This is a genomic window from Sunxiuqinia elliptica, assembly GCF_900113005.1.
GTDB classification, from domain to species: domain Bacteria; phylum Bacteroidota; class Bacteroidia; order Bacteroidales; family Prolixibacteraceae; genus Sunxiuqinia; species Sunxiuqinia elliptica.
The window spans coordinates 44,338-63,702 of sequence record NZ_FONW01000008.1; the positions used below are offsets into that span (position 1 = coordinate 44,338).

Genomic DNA, 19,365 nt, shown 5'->3' on the forward strand with positions numbered 1-19,365 from the left:
GGGTTAGTTTGAAAATATTCATCAAAGATAACAGCTCTTATTTAAAACGGTTCTAAAATGCCTGCTTTCTCCCTAACTTTTAGAATGATTTAATCTTTTTGCTTTTCTCCTCTCAAGTAGCAAAATTGCTCATTCTTATTATCTTTGTTCGTTCAATTTTACGCCATGAAAAGACTGTTTTTAACCTTTCTTTTGCTTCTCCCGGCAAGTTTTCTATTCAGCCAAAATCCAAATCTGAAATTGGCACTTATCAAATACAAAGGAGGTGGTGACTGGTATGCAGATCCTACGGCTTTACCCAATCTTATCCGTTTTTGCAACCAGGAATTGAAAACCAATATTGATCCGCAGCCAGCAACGGTTGAACCGGGTAGCATCGAGCTTTTCAACTACCCTTTTGTGCACATTACCGGGCATGGCAACATCATTTTTTCAGAAGTAGAAAGTGAGAACCTTCGACTTTACCTTGAAGCAGGAGGGTTTCTGTATATCGATGACAACTACGGTCTCGACCAATACATCCGTCGGGAAATGAAAAAAGTATTTCCGGAGCAGGAATTTGTTGAGCTTCCGCCAGATCACCCGATTTATCGGCAGAAGTTCGAATTCGTGAGAGGCCTTCCTAAAATCCATGAGCACGACAACAAGCGTCCCCAGGGATTTGGCCTTTTTGTTGGAGATCGCCTCGTTTGTTTTTACACCTACGAAGCAGATATCAGCGATGGCTGGGAAGATCCTTCGGTACACAACGATCCTCCGGAGGTCAGACGCAAAGCCCTTGAAATGGGGGCCAACCTCATTCAATACGTTTTTAGCAAATAACCAAAAATCGACATTGTGAAAGTATTAGCAATAAATGGAAGCCCGCGCAAAAACGGGAATACCAAACTCATTATTGAGCGTGTTTTTCACCCCCTGCAGGAAGCAGGTATCGAAACCGAGTTCTTCCAGTTGGGAGGAAAACCGGTTCATGGCTGTACGGCCTGTGGAAAATGCCGGCAGGTCAAAGATGGACGCTGCCACATAAAAAACGACACCATCAATTTAGCAATCGAAAAAATGCTTGAAGCCGATGCCATCATCCTGGGATCGCCAGTCTATTTTGCCGACGTAAGTGCGGAAATGAAGGCCCTGATTGATGTTGCAGGCTACGTCACCCGTGGCAACGGACATTTATTAAAACGAAAAATTGGAGCCGGAGTACTTGCTGTGAGAAGAGGCGGCCAATTGCATGCCTTTGAAACACTCAACAACTTCTTCCTGATTAGCCAAATGATTGTTCCTGGCTCCAGCTACTGGAACTTTGCTGTTGGAGGCCCCGAAGGGGCAGTTTTGCTTGACGAAGAAGGCATGCAAATCATGCAAACATTGGGTGAAAACATGGCTTGGTTGTTAAAAAAAATCAACGCCTAACAGGAATTGAACCATGTTTCAATCCACTTGTTTTCAAGTAGTAAAACAAGTGTTATGTATTGGAATAAGGAAGAAGAAAAAATAAGCAAAGAGTTTACGTTCAAAAATTTTAAGGAAGCACTGAACTTTGTCAATCAGGTTGGTGAACTAGCAGAGGCAATGAATCACCATCCAGATATTCTGTTGCATGACTATAAAAAGGTTACCATCAGCTTAACCAGTCATGATAAAGGACATGTTACAGACCGGGATCATCAGTTGGCTTCAAAGATTGACGCATTAGTTTAGGAACATTTTGCCCCATCGTTTCGAATTGCAGCTAAAGCATGGAGCAAAAGATTCCTGGCAACGATCCGGCCTAACGGACACAAATTTCGACAATAGATGAAATTACGGGTAAAGTTTAAGTTCCTTATTGAAAATATGCTGAAAGGGCTGCTTTGGATGGCAATTCTGGCAGCGCTGTACCTTCTTGCCAAAGAATATGTTATTGATGAAAACCAGGAAGTATGGCTAGAGCGCTTTTACAGCCAGCCTTTGATCATTTATGGAATCTACATCGGGTCCGAAGTGTTCTTCGGCTTATTTCCGCCCGAGTTTTTTATGCTCTGGGCTTATTATAAAGGCGATGTTTGGCATTATGTAGGTAACCTGTTCTTTTTCGCAGGCGTATCGTATGCTGCCGGCTACCTAGCATTCTTAATTGGGCGCTACTTGCGCAGGGTGGTCCTGTTCCGCTATTTAGGTCGGAAGTTTTTCAGCAAATACTGGCCTCTATTTCGCAAGTATGGCTCTTTTCTGATCATCGCTGCGGCCTTAACTCCCTTGCCTTGGTCAGCCATCAGCATGTTGGTCGGAACCACAGAATACCCCATGAAACGTTACCTCTATTTTGGCTTGTTTCGTTTGTTACGGTTTGCAGTTTACGGCTACATCATTTACCAAACGCATCAAATTGCCTAAGAATAAAGATACAAGTAAGCATGGCAGGTTCAATGGTTTAAACCTTCCTGCTCCTCAATAGCAACACATTTTACACAAAGCGCATTCAACCATTCTTTCGACAGCTTGTTAAGGTAGATATTATTCAAAATAATGGAACTATGTTTAAACAGTTGAAGGAAAAATGGGAGGTTGAGTCCAACCTGCAATTAATCCTCATCTTTATTGTTTTCTCAATTTCTGGCTCGGGAGCATTATTGGTTCGCAAGCTTGTTTTTCATTTGGTTGATTACACGCCAGACTGGCCTTTTTGGCTTACGGCTATTGTGTATATCCTGACCATTGTACCGGCCTACCAGATCATGTTAATGATTTTTGGGACCCTGTTCGGACAGTTTACCTTTTTCTGGAAATTTGAGAAAAAACTACTGCGGCGATTCGGAATAAAACTAGATGATTAAACAAACGATGCATTGGCTTGTTTTCTTTATGCTGATAAGCCTTTCTTCAGGATCCACTCAAAAAGGCAAAACAATGGAATTAGCAACATTTGGAAACGGTTGTTTTTGGTGTACCGAAGCTGTTTTTAAAGAGCTGAATGGCGTAATTGAAGTGACTTCAGGCTTTTCGGGAGGCGAAATTATAAATCCCTCGTACCGGGAAGTGACTACTGGTAGAACCGGACATGCTGAGGTCATCGAAATTGAATTTGATCCGGCGATTATTAGCTTTCAAGAACTGCTTGAAGTGTTTTGGAGTACCCATGATCCAACAACCTTAAACCGGCAAGGAGCCGATGTTGGGACTCAATACCGCTCTGCAGTTTTCTACCACAACGAGCATCAGAGACAGTTGGCCGAAGAATTCAAACAGCAGCTCAATGAGCAAAATGTGTTCGGCAAACCCGTTGTTACAGAAATAAGTCCTTGGAAAAACTTTTTTAAAGCTGAGGACTACCACCAAGATTACTATGAAAACAATCCGAATCAAGGTTATTGCCAATTCGTTATTGTGCCTAAGCTCGACAAATTCCGGAAAATATTCAAAGCGAAACTGAAATAAGAATTCATCGTGCTCAAAAGTTTTTATTGGGGGGGAGCAAAAGGCACCAAACTTCCCTAAAAATTCACTAGTTTTATTCAACTTAATTTTATTGAATACGAACAAAACGAAAAGCCATGATTTCTACAGAAATTTATGATGAACGACCTCAGGAAGAGGGAGTCAAAAAACAATCCGTAAAAAATCAAATTGAAACGAATTTTCTCAAGCAACGCCAGGTTTTCCTGTGGGGCGTGGTTGATGATGAATCGGCCGAAGATATCGTCAGCAAGCTCCTGTATTTAGAGTCTGTTGATCCCGGAAAACCAATTACGTTCTTTATCAATAGCCCTGGAGGCATGGTCACTTCTGGTTTCTCAATCATGGATACCATGAACCTGATTTCCTCTCCTGTTTCTACAGTATGCATGGGCTTAGCGGCTTCCATGGGTTCCATTCTGTTAAGCGCCGGTGAAAAAGGAAAACGTTTTATCTATCCGCATGGTGAGGTGATGATTCACCAACCCAGCATTGGAGCTTTGCGTGGAAAAGCCAGCGACCTGGAAATTCATGCTCGGCAAATCCTAAAGTCAAAAAAACTAGCAGCTGAGCTTTTGGCTGCCAATTGCGGACAAACCGTTGATCAGGTAATGGCTGACTTTGACCGGGACTACTGGATGGACGCCAATGAATCCATCGAGTATGGCATTGTTGATCAGGTTTATTCTTTTTAATAAAAAATACATTCAAAAGGGAGTTTAAAAGCGAAAAAGAATGTCGTTTTTGAACTCCCAATAGTCACTTTCCCTTCTTTTAAAGCATAAAAAACCCGGTATTTTTCAATACCGGGTAGTAAATTTTATGCTGTCCGTTTATTCTGCAATAGAAATTGCGTCAACCGGGCAAACTTCAGCACATGAGCCACAATCGGTGCAAAGGTCAGCATCAATTGAATAGATGTCACCTTCTGAAATTGCATCCACAGGACATTCATCAATACATGTTCCGCATGCAATGCACTCATCTGAAATTACATAAGCCATAACACTTCATTTTTAAGTTAGAGATTAGGAGCAAAAGTACAAAGTTTGGCAAAAAATCAAAGCAATTGATACATAAATTTATTCCAACAAAATCAACACTTAAATTGGAGTTAATATTTCCCTTAATCAATCTTGACTTTAACGATAAGAACAATGCCTGCCCTTTTACTTTGCGGCTTTGGACTGTTTCTTTTTCTCGAGTTGCTGGTAATATTTGCAACAGTCTGTTAATCCGCATTTAGCACATTTCGGGGTCCGTGCCAAACACGTGTAACGGCCATGCAGAATCAGCCAGTGATGCGCCAAAGGAACAATCTCGTCCGGAAAATACTTCATCAATTCCTTTTCTGTTTCCAAAGGAGTTTTTGAGTTGTTCGTCAGCCCAATTCGGTTAGCCACGCGAAATACGTGCGTATCCACCGCAAAAGCCGGCTTTTCATAAACTACCGAAGCAATCACATTGGCTGTCTTACGCCCCACCCCAGGGAGCTTCTGCAGTTCAACAATATCATCCGGTACAACGCCTTTAAAATCGTTAACCAGCATACGGGCCATTCCCACCAAATGCTTGGCTTTGTTGTTCGGATAAGAACACGAACGAATGTACTCAAACACCTCGGCAGCCTCTACCTCAGCCATCATTTCGGGCTTTGGGAAGCGTTGAAACAGCTCTGGCGTAATTTGATTCACCCGCTTATCGGTACATTGAGCCGATAAAATGACAGCCACAAGCAACTCATATGGATTATTGTATTCCAGCTCCGTTTCGGCAACGGGCATGGCTTGCTGAAAATATTCAATGACTCGTTGGTAACGTTCTTTCTTTAACATGTTCATTTATTATTCAAGGTTGAAAGACAAAAATAAGGTTTTCAAAATAGAACAAGCTTTAAGCCTCGGGGTTTAATTTATCTGGCAAGAAAATGCAGAACCTGCCCATTGCCAATTATAATTTCTATTTTTGCACAAAATTAGTGCTATGATCCCCTACCTACAGGCTGAGTCTATTTCGAAACGATACGGCGAACAAATGTTGTTCGAAGGTATTTCGTTTACCATTTTTAAAGATCAAAAAGTTGCTTTAATTGCCAAAAATGGGGCTGGTAAAACCACCCTGATGGATATTATTGCAGGAATAGATACGCCTGATGAAGGACAGGTGACTGTAACCAATGACATTAAAATTGGCTATCTGAAACAAGATCCGGAACTGAATGACAACCTTACGGTACTTCAGGAAGCACTGCGCTCAGAAAATCCGGCGCTGGACGTTATTGCCCAGTTTGAAGCAGCTGTCAACCATAACGACCAGAAAGCCATTGAAAGCCTGACGATCAAAATGGAAGAGCTGGGAGCTTGGGATTTTGATGTTCGGGTGAAGCAGGTTTTGAGCCAGCTAAAGATTACGGACTTTGACCAGCCCGTTCGCGAGCTTTCTGGAGGACAGCGCAAGCGATTGGCCTTAGCCAACGTTTTGGTCAATGAACCCGACCTCCTGTTGTTGGATGAGCCTACCAACCACTTGGACCTCGACATGATTGAATGGCTGGAGGCCTACCTCGAAAAAACAAACTGTACCTTGTTCATGGTTACTCACGACCGTTATTTCCTGGATCGGGTCTGTAACGAAATCATTGAGATTGATCAAAATCAAACCTACGACTACCGGGGCAACTACAGTTACTACCTCCAAAAGCGACAGGAACGTATTGAGCAGGAACAAGCATCGACCGAGAAAGCCAGAAACCTGCTACGTACCGAGCAAGAATGGATGCGACGAATGCCCAAGGCCCGCAGCCATAAAGCCAAGTACCGGATCGACCAGTTTCACGAGTTGAAAGATAAAGCCAGTCAACGCCGTCAGGAGGACAACCTGGAGCTGAACATGGCTTCATCACGATTGGGGAAAAAGATTTTGGAGCTGGAACATATATCCAAAGGCTACGGCGACTTAAAGCTCATTACCGATTTTAGCTATAAATTCTCACGTTTTGAGAAAGTTGGCATTGTTGGTAAAAACGGAACGGGGAAATCAACCTTCCTGAATGTCATTACCAAAGCAATAGCTCCCGACTCGGGTACGATTGACTGGGGCCAAACCATTCAAATTGGTTATTACCGGCAGGAAGGAATTAACTTTAAGCCCGATGAAAAGGTCATTGACATTGTAAAAAACATCGCGGAGGTTATTGTTTTTGAAGATGGCCAACGTATGACTGCCAGCCAATTGCTAACCCGTTTTCTGTTTCCTCCGGAGGTTCAGTATAACTTTGTGGAGAAACTGAGTGGTGGTGAACGACGTCGCCTGTACCTATGCACCATCTTGATGCAAAACCCCAACTTTCTGATTCTGGATGAGCCAACCAATGACTTGGACATCATGACCCTGAATGTTCTGGAAGATTATTTGGCGGCTTTTGGTGGTTGTGTCGTCATTGTATCGCACGACCGCTATTTCATGGATAAAATTGTAGACCACTTGTTTGTTTTTGATGGGAACGGTACCATTCGCGATTTTCCGGGGAATTACACCATTTACCGCAACCAGGTAGAAGAGGAAGAAGAGCAGAAAAAGAAACAGCAGCAAGCCATCAACCAAGCGAAACCAGCAGCAGAAAAGCCGAAGAAGAAATCGCCATTGAAAATGAGTTTCAATGAAAAACGCGAATTCGAGCAATTGGAGCAAGACATTGCACAGCTGGAAGAAGAAAAAAGCCAATTGGAAGAAGCCCTTAATTCCGGAGAGCTTACACCAGACGAGTTGACCGAGAAATCAAAACGATTTGGGGTGTTAACCGATGAATTGGACGAAAAGGAAATGCGCTGGCTCGAACTTAGCGAGAAAGCTTAAAAGCTGTTTTTATGAATATTTCCTCCTCCTTTTCACTTAGAAAATGGACAGCTGGGATTTGGTCGTAAATTCCTCCAGAAACTTCATGCCTTTGTACGAATTGCCTTTGTGATTCAAGCGGGGACTCCAAACTGCAATGGCATATTGTTTCGGATGAACGGCCACAATTCCTCCTCCCACTCCACTTTTGCCGGGGAGGCCAACTTTAAAGGAGAACTCTCCTGACTCATCATAAAAGCCACAAGTCTGCATCAAAGCTTTCACCCTTTTAGCCTGACTTTGTCCCAACACCCTTCGACCTGACAAGGTGCAGCCATCATTCGCCAGAAACAGAAACAAGTTGGAAAGCTCCTGGCAATTGACTTCCAATGAGCAAAGGTTAAAGTAAAAATCAAGCACATCGGCTGGTTCGTTTTCAATATTGCCAAACGATTTGATCAGGTTACACAAGGCCACATTGCGATACCCAACATTCTTCTCAGAAGTTGCAATTCGAGGCGAATAGTCAATCTTCGAATTGTTGGAAAGCGAACGAATAAAAGCCAGAAAATCTTCTTTGGGATGATCCAGTTTGGTGAGCAAAATATCGGAAATAACCAGTGCGCCGGCATTGATGAATGGGTTCCGCGGAATTCCGTTTTCCACTTCAAGCTGAACCAGTGAGTTGAAAGCTGTTCCTGAAGGCTCAACCCCCAAACGCTCCCATATTTTTTCGCCAAGCATACGATAAGCCAAGCTCAGTGACAGAACTTTGGCGATACTCTGAATCGAAAAAGCTTCATAACAATCACCAATGCCAAAGCCGGAGTTGTCAATGGTTGAAAGGTAAACACCAAACTTTTCAGGATCAACTTTCCGCAATTCAGGGATGTAAGAAGCCACTTCCCCTCTCCCTTCAAGTGAATTGATTTCCTGGAAGACATCTTTTACGATTTCGTCGAAATACATCTTTTATCGATTAAAATGAACGACTGGAGTCAGCCTTTGCAACGACTCAAAATATCATTCTAAAAATAGAAAAACTGCGTATACAATCGCTAACTCCAGCAGCTCCGAAAAGATGATTTTTCTACATATTTTGCCTGTTTTTGAAGCTTTTATTCCGCTTTCTCACCAAAACCGAGTAGGTAACCATTCAAGTCTTTCAGGTAAAATTCACGCATCCCGTACCAAGCCATTTTAAGTTCTGTCACCTCCAAGCCCTGACTTGACAATTCTGCATGCAGCTCCTTTATTCCTTCCATTTCCATGTAAAAGGAAACACTGGCGCCAATTGGCAAGCCTTTGGCAAAAACAACATCTTCTTTAAACGAATCGGAGCGTTGAAACATCAATTCTACCTGATCTTTTTGCATCAAAGCATAAACGTAAGCTTTGTCATTTGCCAATTCCTGATCAATACCATCCTGACTTTCGGGAACAGCCATCACCAGTTTAAATCCAAGCTTTGTCGTATAAAATTCGACCGTCTTTTTGATATCACGAACCTCTAAGTTCGGAGTCAATTTGTTTGCTTTCATTGGTTTTTACTTTTATGATTTCAGCACAAACTTACGCTTGCTCCCGCGAGGATAATTGTAAAAATCGGTCGTTTGTATTCTTATGAAGTTCTTTGGGAGTTGTTCCGGTGTATTTCTTCACCTCTTTAATGAAATGAGCCTGATCGAAATAGGATTTTTGCGGAAATAAGACGCCCTCGGCAATATCTTTATAGCTCGACCGGCAACGCACAATTTTCAGAAACTCTTTTAGCGGAAAACCAAACTGATTATTGAAATAACGGTTCATTTGCCTGCTCGACCAGTGAACCTCCTGTGATAGATCGGCAACAGAATTCAGTTTGCCCTCATAAATCAGTTCAAAGAGCTCTAGCTTTCGCTGATCAATTTCCTTTAAGTGCCGGATTGACTCTTTTAAATGCTGGATCGTATCAGCAACAAATACCTCAAATTGATTACTCTCATAGCGCTCCAGGTTCCAAAACTTACCGGGCAACTGTTTGGTTGTATCCAGAATCGACTTGATTTCCTGTTGAAACAAATATTCGGTGGCCAACAGTTTAAAACGAATTGCAAACATTTTTGAGTGCTTTGGAATACTCACGTCAATCGGCTTTGTCCACGATCCGGTGAGTTGAACGGACATCAATTTCCTTTCTTCAAAGGTCATGATCAAATCGAAATAGCCATCAGGCAAAATGGTATGCACAATGGGCTGCTTTCCATTTTCGTATTCCCAAAAACACTGAACGAAATGGTGTAAAAAGCCATCAACTGCTATTTCGCGATATTTCATTTAGCTATTCAATTTTAGGTATTTGAATTGTTTGATTTCATCACTACTTACAAACGATATTTTAAGCCTACCGATAGTGAAAATCCATAATGCCTTAGTTTATCGCCATCAAGTTTGTTTTTAGCTAAGATATCGTTTTGTATCCAGTTTTTAATTATTCAGCTTGCTTAACAGCAGGTCGCTAAGTGATTCTTCATGATAGCCAACAGTTTCTGAATATGTTCATGGCTGATTCCTGGATTGTAATAACTGGCGCAAACCGTCAAAACATCCTCGTAAGTGCTAACTCCAATCATAAAAGCAGGGGCGTAAAATGCCGGAGACACCAAATACAAATCGCTGATTGTTATCCCACCAAAACTCATTGGGCTTGTATCCAAACGTCCCAAGTTTGAAATCATAGGCGTGCATTTTCCGGTTTCAAGAATGTTTGTCCAATCCGCTTTGAAAAAGTCTGCAGTAGCCTGAAAACCGAATGTTCCGGCTAAATCTCCACCAATTGTTCCGTGCACCAGGCCATCCGAAACCAAAGCCGCTTTCACCGCTTTTTCAACGAGGCCCACCATCACTGAAAAATCGGCATTTGGGGTTGGCAAGTCTGCATTTAAAATTGCCGACAGGTTGCAAATTGTTTGCTCGATATCCGCAGGTAAATAACTGCGAAGATCAACGGAAAACTGAAGTTCATTGGCCCTTTCAGCTGGGGTTAACACCCCTCGCAATGCCAGGTAATAGGCAACCATCAACACCGAGTTAATCGAATACCCATGTTCTTTCGCAAACTGCCGTATTCGCAGAAAATCGGTTTTTCCAAGTCGCAACAACTGGTGAGAAAACACAGGAGTCGCTGTTTCCCCATCTTCAACTGGGAAACCCCAAGAGGAGGACAACTCAGCCTTCTTCGGATCAAAATAGCTTTGAGGTTCTTGAATACCTAAAGCCTCGTAAAAGGCCTGCATGTCTCGTGGCAACTTGTTTTCTGCCGGAATAACAGCCTCCTTCCGGCATAATCGCGTATAGCTTTTAGCCAAAAGCTTTAGGAAATACTTCGAGCCTGCACCATCGCAAACCGCATGGTTAAGTTTTACAACAATTACGTTCTGCTTGTTATTCTTGATCAAGCTCAGCTTGATGGGTGGTTCTTGGGCTGCATCCAGCTCTTGGCCCAAAAAACGATCAATTTCCTTTTGAATATCATTTGTCTCAACCAGCAGACAAAGGCTTTTGGCTTCAAGTGCGACAGGCGTCCAAACGAGTTGTTGTTCTTCTTCCCGAACCCTACAACCCAAAACAGGCTCTACCAGAATGGAGCGTAAAACGGCTTGGGAAAGTAACGCATAATCAATCTCGCCATCCAGCCGGATAACATATTGAATTAACGCATTTGAGCTAAGTCCGCGCGCGATGTAGTTGAACCAATCTTGTGGTGTCGATGCAATTGTTTCCATGTTTAAAAGTTATCTGTCAATTTGGTATTAAAATCTACGAAAAAAGAGAGTCAGCCTCTCCTATTGAAAATAATAAGCAAGAGCCTTCTTTTCCCGGAGCAAAAGTAAAAACGTTGTAATGATTAATGCTGATAGAATTTATAGACCAAAGAAATCTTCCTTCTATTTATCGTAACTTCAACAAGCAAAGATAGCTCTTTCAGCTTCATTCAACTCACCAATTCCACTGAACCGGCAAATTGGATGAAAATCACAGTAGAACCGTCAGTAACATTGCTCTTGGCTGCCATTCTCAAAAGCAAAGTAAATACCATCGGCAAAAAAGTGGGCATCATCCGAAGTAGTTGAAATGTGGATTTGGAAACACTACCATTTTAAGATGAATTTTATTTATTTGGGCAACTATTACCACTTATAAGTATACGAAACCGACGGAATAATCGGGAACAAACTGATTTGCCTTAACCGATTCCCTTTTTTGTAATAGTACCACGGATTTAAACGGTCATAAACATTGTACACCGAGAAATTCCAAATCACGGTTTTATCTGCTTTCTTTCTCTTCAGTTGATAGGACAAATGGAGGTTGTGAAAAGCGGGCATTCGGTAATTATTGATGCGCTCAATCAAACTTAGTTGGCTCAACCAATTGGCATCGTACCGTGATCCGTCCATGTAAGGTAAAGGAATTCCTTGATATTCCCGCTCGGCCAGGGTAATGTAGTTGCCCGATGCAAAGTTGAAATTGGCTGAAAGACTTTTTCGGATGGCGATGCCTTTTTTCTGTTTTTCTCCCAGAAATAAATCGCCAACGACATGCACTTGGTGTCTTCGATCGTATGCAAACGGGAATGACTCACCAAAATTAATATCAGCAAACTGGCGAGTGCTTTTCGAAAGGGTGTAAGAGAGCAAGCCGGTCAATCTCCCGGTTTTCTTTTTAGCCATGAGTTCCAACCCGTAAGATTTTCCTTTGCCCGTTGTCACATAATCTTCCCAGCTTTCTCCCCTGTTTTTGAAAGCCATGGTGCTTGGTTTATACTGAATGGCATGATGTAAATTCGACAAATAAATTTCAGCTGAAAAATCATAAGCCGGCGATGGCTGATAAAAAGCACCTGCTGAAAATAAGTCGGATGTTCCGGGAATCACCCGTTTGGTGGAAGCAACCCAAAGTTCGGTGGGGATACCCAAGGTGGTGTTCTGCAGTTGATGCAAATATTGCGTCATTCTTGAATAGGCCAGTTTTCCTGATAGCTTGTCCGAAAAAAGGTATCGCAACGAAAGTCGCGGACGAAAACTAAAATAATTTTTCCCTGAAGTTGACATCATTCCTGTTCGAAAACCGACGTTGCTTTTCAGTCGATCTGTCAACTGAATATTTCCTTCAAAATAAACTTCTGAAAGCAGATTTTCCGTAAAGATATCTTTATTCAACTCAATAGAAGTACTGTCATCCTTGATAGAAATAATTTCGGGACTGAATTTTTTATACGAAAGTTGATAACCAAATTGAAATGACTGATGTTCCGAATTAAACCAGTCAAAGTCGCCTTTTAGGCTAACGTCATTCAAATTGTTAAAGCCCTTGTAATGGTTGTTCCCTTGCACATTGTATTTAATCAAATAAGTCTGTTTGTAACGGCTGTTGTAGACAGAAAAATTGGCAAACAGATCAGGGGAAAAAACATGATTCCACCGTAAAACACCAGTCAGGTTTTGCCAATTGTAGCTAAACTTGACATAGTTGCTGTCGTCCTTCTCGCCTTCTCTCATCTGGTACGCATCCCTGCCGGTATAAAAGCTCAGAAACAGGCGATTGTTTCGATTGATGATCCAGTTGGCTTTGGCATTAATATCCCAGAACCCGTATGTGAGAAATTGTTCACTGTTTCCCACTTGCTTTTGAGCTTCCATAAAAAGGACATCAATCCAGCTTCGGCGCGCAGAAACCATGTACGACGCTTTGTTTTTCACAATGGGGCCTTCCATCGTATATCGTCCAGCAATCGGACTCAAAGAAAAAGTGCCAGCTTGCTTTTCCAGGTTTCCTTCTTTCATACTGATGTCCAACACCGAACTCAAGCGGCCTCCGAACCGGGCAGGCAAACTACCTTTGTAAAGTTTTGAATCATTGATTGCATCGTTATTGAACAGGGACAAAAAGCCCAGGAGATGGTTAACGTTGTACACTGGCACACCGTCAAGCATAATCAGTGTTTGATCAGGACTGCCTCCGCGGACACTAAATCCCGACGTTCCTTCGCTAGCAAAAGAAACACCTGGAAGCAGTTTGATGGCCTTCAAAATATCTGGTTCTCCTAAAACAGTTGGGATTTTCTCGACTTCATTCCCCGTCAATCGATTCACTCCTAACGCTGTCGATCGTATAAAGTTTTCATTCGAATTTGCTTGTACCTTTACTTCCCCCAGCTGGTTGTTGGTCGACAAACGGAAGTCCAGAACTGTATCATTTTTCAACTGTAATTGTTGAACTTGCGTTTCGTAACCCACAAAACGGACAAGCAGAGTCACCCGACCGTCAGGAACCTTCAAACTAAAAAAACCATAATTGTTACACGCAGTGCCCGACTTTGACTCTGAATTAAAAACCGTTGCACCGGCCAATCGTTCACCTGTTGCCCGGTCTGAAACAAACCCGCTAACGGTGAATTTATTTTGTCCCGATAAAAGCAGGACAAATAATAAGTTAAAAAGGAGCGTAGCAAAAATCCGCTTTAGTAGGCTTTTATTCATGATTAACCTGTCTGAAAACTTTTGAGGTGCTGTTTACCGAACCGAAAATGCCGGTTCCGCCATGAATATTGGAATAGATGGGAAAAGGGGAATAAGCAATGGGTATTTCACCGGATAAATCCTCCCGGTTCTTTTGCAATAAGCTTGACTTCATATACTTATCAAGACTCGTATCAACCGAAAGAATAAAAATCGTTATAGGCCTGTTAATACATTGAGGCATGAAATTAATATCGACTGTTTTCCCTTGAATTTCATGGTCGTTGAACCGCATATAATACTCATGCTCCCACCCATACATTGAGATATCTCCATGGGTTTGGTTGAAATCATCTGCGTAAACAAAGCTTGAATAAACAGCACAGGCAATATTTCTATTCCCCGCTTCCTCCGAGCCTTCATACCCGATGGCCGATACCCAATAAAAATTTGTTTCTTCCTTCGAATCAGACAACTGGATTTGGTAAAAGCTGATATATCTGGATTGTGCGACCCGGATGTTGGCTACCGGGCTTGAAGGAACTGTAGTTTCTGCCCACACCAACTCATCGTCAACATGAGCTTCAACCCGGTATGATTTTCCGGGTTGTGGCCGATAATTCAATAGATAGGCACTGCTGTCACTTCGGGTAAACTCTCCCACCTTTTGATCATTCTCCAAAAGGGAGATTTGTGCATCTTCAACTACTTCAAACGCTATATCTGAAGCCAATGGCCTTGATTTGGTTAACCAGACTGTCACGGTTTCCTGGCTGGCATCGAGAGTTCCATTCAAAACATAGGTTTGATCCTTGTCTGCGAAATTAACATCCACATCCTGAATACAGCCATTCAATGCAAAGACAATAGCCAGATAAAAAAGACAGCTAACACATTGCTTAATCATGATCTCAAATTTGACATTATCTTAATCGCCACAATGGAACCTGTGCTTTTAGCTGCAAATACTCTGTACGCACAGTATTTCGAAAAGGCACTGAAGGGTCAAGCACATGGCTTTGGTCTCTCAGACCATAAGCATATTCCAGAATCACATGCGTCTTTTTCAACTTCAATCCCAGTCCCAGTTTTACCCGGTAGTCGATTTTATTGTTGTACATGTCTTGATTTAATGATCTGGCCACTACAAAAGCCGGATAGGCAAATAGTTTTTTTGTTAGATAATATTTTGTTCCCCAAGAAGCTGATAGAGAAGGAAACGATGTATTCCTAAATTCTGCACGAGTAGAATATGGTTGATCATCACCAACGCCCCCTCCCCCTGTCCCTTCCGACACTTTTAGCATAGTAATATCACTAGATAAGGAAACATAGTTGATTTCAATGATTTGCTGGACTTTTGGGGTCAGGTAACGTTGTATAAACGCACCAGCCGTCCATCCGGCACCTTTGTCCATTTGGTCGATCGAAGTGTAAATGCTGTAATGGATCATCTCCGGATTAAATCGAGCAACTCCCGCTGTAATACCGATTTCAGTTTTTCCTTGTGCGTTTGCAAACTTAGCACCCAAAAGGAAAAGCATAAAAAGAACGATTGTAATATTTCTGTTTTTCATAGCTATGATTTTTGAAATAAGACCAGCTACGCTGGCCTTACCTACTGTTTCTGTTCATTGTTGTCAATTAATTATAAATAATGCTATTATGAATCCGAACGTAGTCTGACCAGAATTCAGCATTAAGGTTGTAAACGTTAAGAGTAGTTGTAATCTCCTCCAATGCCTTACCCTCAGTATCATAAATAAGATGATAGCCAACTGATTTTTGGGATTAGTCCCATAGTCAGAACCATTCAAGTTTTTTGCAACGCTATCTATTGTTTCATAATCTTTGAAGGCCAGATAGCCATTTCCCATACAAACATCAGCCTTTCCATGACCCCAAGGCTCAGCTTGAAGTTGCTCCACGACAGGCTCATCCTACTTACAGGCACCAAGAGTTGTTAACACGAGCCAGCATGGCAAAAAATTTGATCTTTTTCATAATTTTATATGGTTTATGGGATGGGTAGCTCCAACTCCCCACCCGTTTAATACAAATTTGACTAAGCCGGTTTCTTTTTCAAAGGGCCGGTTTTTTCCCTTTTAAAAATAGATATCGGTTCCACTTTGCCTTCTAGGCAATTTTTTCTTTTAAGTCCCTTAAGATTTTTCTCTTCACTCCCCAGAACGGGGGTCTCACTCTATGGAAGAAGCAGATGCAAATATAAATTTTTTATTAAAGAAACTGTTTAAATCTTATGTAAAAATAAGTTAAATCATAGCTCGACTGATAGATGTATGATATACAAAATCTTTACTTAATTTTCTCGAGTTTTCTATGCTCACCAATGTTCTTTATACATCCATCTTTGGGGAATAACAACCTCTCCCCCCTGCTGGCGCGGAGTTATAATCCGTGTCATTGCTGAAGGCAATTCATTTTTTCGACAATCACATTCAATAAACCATGTTCTTCTGCACAATCAAATGAACTGCAATCCAATTTGCAAAATAGATGATGACTAAACCATACAATACGATTATACAGTAGCAAGGGGATGTTGCCTTTTATATGCATCCGTGTTTCTCCATTGGCTATTTCAACTCCCCTTGTTCTCTGAGAAATTCAAATATCTTTTTATCGACCTCCGAAATACGGTCAAGATCGCTGTAGTTTAGCCATTTCACTTCTTCGATTTCGCTGGTTGGCTTTGGAACGCCCTGGTACTTTGCCTTGTAGCAAGTCATTTTAACCACCACGCCCTTCGCCGCGCCGTCAGATTGCGCTTTAAAAGTACCAACATACTCAATCGTTGTTCTATCGATGTTAACGCTTAGCTCTTCTGCAATCTCCCGAACCAAGGTCTGTTCGTCCGTTTCGCCGGGCTCTCTCTTTCCTCCGGGAATGTAGTATTTGGTCTTCCCTTTCGATTTCGTACTTAAGATTTGTCCGTTTTGAGTATCAATGAGGGCTATTTTATCAACTTCATTCATTTTTAAATCATTTTCTGTTCCTTCAAAATCTGGTGTAAATTTAAGTATTACACCTTAAAATTCATCTTCGTTAAATACCGTGCGATTAGTTAATTCAATACTTCCAGGATTTCCAACATCAGAAAATGACTAACGCCATCAATCTCATGATACTCCGCCCTATATACAAGCTACATTCCCAAAGCAAAGATTGATAAGCCTCAATAAACGACATTGCATGGTTTCATAAGATCTTCTTTTCAGAAAGACAGAAGCCAATCACTTCTTTAACTATCGAAAGGAAGAAGCTTATCGCTAGTTATACTTCAACACCTCTAGATGTTCGACTTGCTCTAAATATTTTTCAATAAATGCACCATGTGAAGCACCAATGATAACGAGTATTTTTCTTTCAGGATAACGAGCAACCACATTCATAATATTAGCCGTAATTTGAAGGTTTCTCATTTCCCATAAAGCATACCTTGCACGGTCAGCCCCTGATGGGAAATTGGTTTTAAGCCAGATCTCCCACTGTCCACTGTAATCTTGCTGCTTATATTCATTACTATTAAAGAACGCATACAAATTTGATAAGTCATTGGCTTGAACTCCTTCTTGACTTAGCTGGTTAATTTTTTGATACACTGGCAACTCATTGATCTGATCTAAGGGACCATCCTGGTCTTTATACTCTTGAACAAAATCAGGATAATACATAAATAAAAGCGCTTCATCCTGCAAGTTATCAATTGACTCCAATTGATTAATATTTTCTCGTTTGGCCAATGAAGCTGCCAAGCTATAATATTCATTCTGGCTGGCAATCTTCTTTTCAATAATATTGGCTATGTATTTTTCAAAATCAGTTGCAAATACTGTTTTATTGTTGATGTATTCATATTGCAAAGCCGCAGAGGGTAAATCGGTTGTTGCCAGAAGATTAAACAACAACTCTTTTCGTTCGTTTATCGTAAGCTTTTCCTCACTCACTTGTTTCAGAACATTCTTTTTAGCTTCTAAAAAAGCAACTCCGTTAATCGCTTGTACGGTATCAGCTAATGAAAGAAATTCAGCACCAAAACGCCCTTTTGTAATCCCATCAAAAGCCGAATCTTGTCTTGATTGAATATCATACAAAAGTTCTCCTGACATTTTTTCGATGCAAATGACATCGAAATCAAAGGAATCTAATTTTGTAATGACCTTATCCAGCATAGGCGCTTCAACACCATCTATTTGCTGTAAGTGAGGTGTTCCCAAAATAAGAATTTGTGTTTTATTCGACTGAGACTTAGCTATAAATGGAACTAAACAAATAAGGAAAACAATACATTTAAATTTTCTTTTCATTAAGTTTCAATTTTTTGAGTATACCTATTGATTATTAGTTCACAATGAAAATCACATACAATAATTGAATTTTCTACGAACGTACTGCATGTGTATTCAAATTGTTTTGAGTATGATCGGGATAATCATCCGATTTCCATTACTCCTTGCTATATGACAATTTATTAGGGCTAGTTGTTCTTTCTTTTTATTCAATCGAAATCAATTTCTCAAACTTTGTTCTTCTCTTCGGGAACATCGTATTTAGCCGTCCCGACACCTCAAAATTCATCTTCGTTAAATACCGTGCGATTAGTTGATTCAATACTTCCGGGATTTCCAACATCATAAAATGACTAACGCCACCAATTCAGTTTACGTATCACCACCTCTTCAGTCATTGCGCTCTGCTCTGAACTGACGCTTAATGTTTCCAATAACTTTAGCTTCCTTTGATAATCTTTCTATTCTCTAATTCATTCAACATCAATTCTAATTCATCACGACTTATAAATTCACTTTCAAATAACCACCGAAAAGTATACTCTTGATTTTCTTTATTATTCAGATCGTCAATTTTCATATACCTTTTTCGAATGTATTCTCTTTGCTTACTTCTTAGTGACTCAACAAATTTATCTACTTCATCTTCATGCTTTTTATCATATAAAAAGAACAATTTTTCAATCCCCTCCAAGGTTAGCTCCTTTTTCCGTTTAAAAAGTCCAATTGCCCAAACCGTTAGGCCTGCTGAAATTCCCATCCCTAATGTAGAAGTAATGATTTCATCATTAGTCAATTTTACTAACCAGTCTGAGAGCAATAGTAGAACTAGCATTAGATTAAAAAATACAGAAATAAAAAGTCCCAGTTCAAATGGATTGATTTCTTTGCTTGTAATAATTTTATTAAATCCTATTTTTTCAAAAGGCATAATAAAAGATTTAAATCTTCCGTCAATTTGCCATTCAATAAGAAGCCCATCCTTTTTGATTTTATAGCTTCTTAGTTCTTTTCTTTCTTTCTGATATAAAGAATTCATTGTCAGGGTCGCTTAAATTATTGGCATCGGACAAATATATGGGGAACAAGCAATTATGAGCTTAAAGGCAAAACACAAGCGTTAATTCTGCTACGACCTTACCTGCTTTACATATACAACACCCTGTTGCACTATTCCATGTTAGTAAAACTAATCATATATTATTGATAAATCAATAAATATATAGAGCTTTGAACTATAAAATGTATAACCCAAAATTTCTAAGATTGCGACATCATCTAAAGCT

20 protein-coding genes are annotated in these 19,365 nt (G+C 40.8%); 8 read left to right on the top strand and 12 right to left on the bottom strand.

Annotated features, from left to right (window positions below; genetic code table 11):
- The first annotated feature begins 165 nt into the window (after positions 1-165).
- From BM156_RS14165 to BM156_RS14195, 7 genes are all read left to right on the top strand, one after another.
- Positions 166-822: a DUF4159 domain-containing protein gene (locus BM156_RS14165; RefSeq protein WP_093920553.1), complete on the top strand. Its 657-nt coding sequence runs from the start codon at positions 166-168 to the stop codon at positions 820-822.
- A 15-nt stretch (positions 823-837) separates the two neighbouring features.
- Positions 838-1,413, top strand: coding sequence for a flavodoxin family protein (locus BM156_RS14170; protein WP_093920554.1), 576 nt, complete (start codon positions 838-840; stop codon positions 1,411-1,413).
- 54 nt (positions 1,414-1,467) lie between these two features.
- The gene (locus BM156_RS14175) at positions 1,468-1,701 is read left to right on the top strand and encodes a 4a-hydroxytetrahydrobiopterin dehydratase (RefSeq protein ID WP_093920555.1); all 234 of its coding nucleotides are present in this window, start codon (positions 1,468-1,470) and stop codon (positions 1,699-1,701) included.
- Positions 1,702-1,797: 96 nt separating this feature from the next.
- Positions 1,798-2,376 carry an SNARE-associated domain-containing protein gene (locus tag BM156_RS14180; protein WP_139218290.1) on the top strand — a complete coding sequence of 193 codons (579 nt, stop codon included), beginning with the start codon at positions 1,798-1,800 and terminating at the stop codon, positions 2,374-2,376.
- Positions 2,377-2,516: 140 nt separating this feature from the next.
- Positions 2,517-2,816 carry a DUF6787 family protein gene (locus BM156_RS14185; protein WP_093920557.1) on the top strand — a complete coding sequence of 100 codons (300 nt, stop codon included), beginning with the start codon at positions 2,517-2,519 and terminating at the stop codon, positions 2,814-2,816.
- Between the two features lie 73 nt (positions 2,817-2,889).
- A complete protein-coding gene (gene msrA / locus BM156_RS14190; protein ID WP_093920696.1) occupies positions 2,890-3,417 on the top strand; it encodes a peptide-methionine (S)-S-oxide reductase MsrA in 528 nt (175 codons plus the stop codon).
- Positions 3,418-3,533: 116 nt separating this feature from the next.
- Positions 3,534-4,130, top strand: coding sequence for a ClpP family protease (locus BM156_RS14195; RefSeq protein WP_093920558.1), 597 nt, complete (start codon positions 3,534-3,536; stop codon positions 4,128-4,130).
- 138 nt (positions 4,131-4,268) lie between these two features.
- Here the strand turns inward: BM156_RS14195 and BM156_RS14200 are convergent, their stop codons facing one another.
- Both BM156_RS14200 and nth read right to left on the bottom strand, forming a co-directional pair.
- A complete protein-coding gene (locus tag BM156_RS14200; protein WP_093920559.1) occupies positions 4,269-4,439 on the bottom strand; it encodes a DUF362 domain-containing protein in 171 nt (56 codons plus the stop codon).
- 165 nt (positions 4,440-4,604) lie between these two features.
- Positions 4,605-5,270, bottom strand: a complete 666-nt coding sequence (nth, locus tag BM156_RS14205; RefSeq protein WP_093920697.1) for an endonuclease III — start codon at positions 5,268-5,270, stop codon at positions 4,605-4,607.
- Between the two features lie 148 nt (positions 5,271-5,418).
- On the opposite strand from nth, the gene BM156_RS14210 reads away from it, so the two are divergent.
- Complete coding sequence (locus BM156_RS14210; protein WP_093920560.1) at positions 5,419-7,290, top strand: ABC-F family ATP-binding cassette domain-containing protein; 1,872 nt, start codon at positions 5,419-5,421, stop codon at positions 7,288-7,290.
- A 36-nt stretch (positions 7,291-7,326) separates the two neighbouring features.
- Here the strand turns inward: BM156_RS14210 and BM156_RS14215 are convergent, their stop codons facing one another.
- The 10 genes from BM156_RS14215 to BM156_RS14265 form a co-directional block, all read right to left on the bottom strand.
- Positions 7,327-8,238 (bottom strand): glutaminase, encoded by a 912-nt coding sequence (locus BM156_RS14215; protein ID WP_093920561.1) that lies wholly within the window; start codon positions 8,236-8,238, stop codon positions 7,327-7,329.
- Between the two features lie 149 nt (positions 8,239-8,387).
- On the bottom strand, positions 8,388-8,810 hold the full coding sequence (locus BM156_RS14220) for a VOC family protein (protein WP_093920562.1): 423 nt from the start codon (positions 8,808-8,810) through the stop codon (positions 8,388-8,390).
- 31 nt (positions 8,811-8,841) lie between these two features.
- Positions 8,842-9,585 carry a helix-turn-helix domain-containing protein gene (locus tag BM156_RS14225; RefSeq protein ID WP_093920563.1) on the bottom strand — a complete coding sequence of 248 codons (744 nt, stop codon included), beginning with the start codon at positions 9,583-9,585 and terminating at the stop codon, positions 8,842-8,844.
- A gap of 167 nt (positions 9,586-9,752) precedes the next feature.
- On the bottom strand, positions 9,753-11,033 hold the full coding sequence (locus tag BM156_RS14230; RefSeq protein ID WP_093920564.1) for a condensation domain-containing protein: 1,281 nt from the start codon (positions 11,031-11,033) through the stop codon (positions 9,753-9,755).
- A gap of 405 nt (positions 11,034-11,438) precedes the next feature.
- Positions 11,439-13,790, bottom strand: coding sequence for a TonB-dependent receptor (locus tag BM156_RS14235; protein WP_093920565.1), 2,352 nt, complete (start codon positions 13,788-13,790; stop codon positions 11,439-11,441).
- Positions 13,783-14,676: a DUF4249 domain-containing protein gene (locus BM156_RS14240; protein ID WP_093920566.1), complete on the bottom strand. Its 894-nt coding sequence runs from the start codon at positions 14,674-14,676 to the stop codon at positions 13,783-13,785. The genes BM156_RS14235 and BM156_RS14240 overlap by 8 nt, the downstream gene beginning before the upstream one ends.
- 16 nt (positions 14,677-14,692) lie before the next feature.
- Positions 14,693-15,346, bottom strand: a complete 654-nt coding sequence (locus BM156_RS14245; protein ID WP_093920567.1) for a hypothetical protein — start codon at positions 15,344-15,346, stop codon at positions 14,693-14,695.
- A 1,020-nt stretch (positions 15,347-16,366) separates the two neighbouring features.
- Positions 16,367-16,765, bottom strand: a complete 399-nt coding sequence (locus BM156_RS14255; protein ID WP_093920569.1) for an NUDIX hydrolase — start codon at positions 16,763-16,765, stop codon at positions 16,367-16,369.
- A 294-nt stretch (positions 16,766-17,059) separates the two neighbouring features.
- A complete protein-coding gene (locus tag BM156_RS14260) occupies positions 17,060-18,097 on the bottom strand; it encodes a DUF5694 domain-containing protein (RefSeq protein WP_093920570.1) in 1,038 nt (345 codons plus the stop codon).
- A gap of 421 nt (positions 18,098-18,518) precedes the next feature.
- Positions 18,519-19,118: a hypothetical protein gene (locus BM156_RS14265; RefSeq protein ID WP_093920571.1), complete on the bottom strand. Its 600-nt coding sequence runs from the start codon at positions 19,116-19,118 to the stop codon at positions 18,519-18,521.
- Positions 19,119-19,365 lie beyond the last annotated feature (247 nt).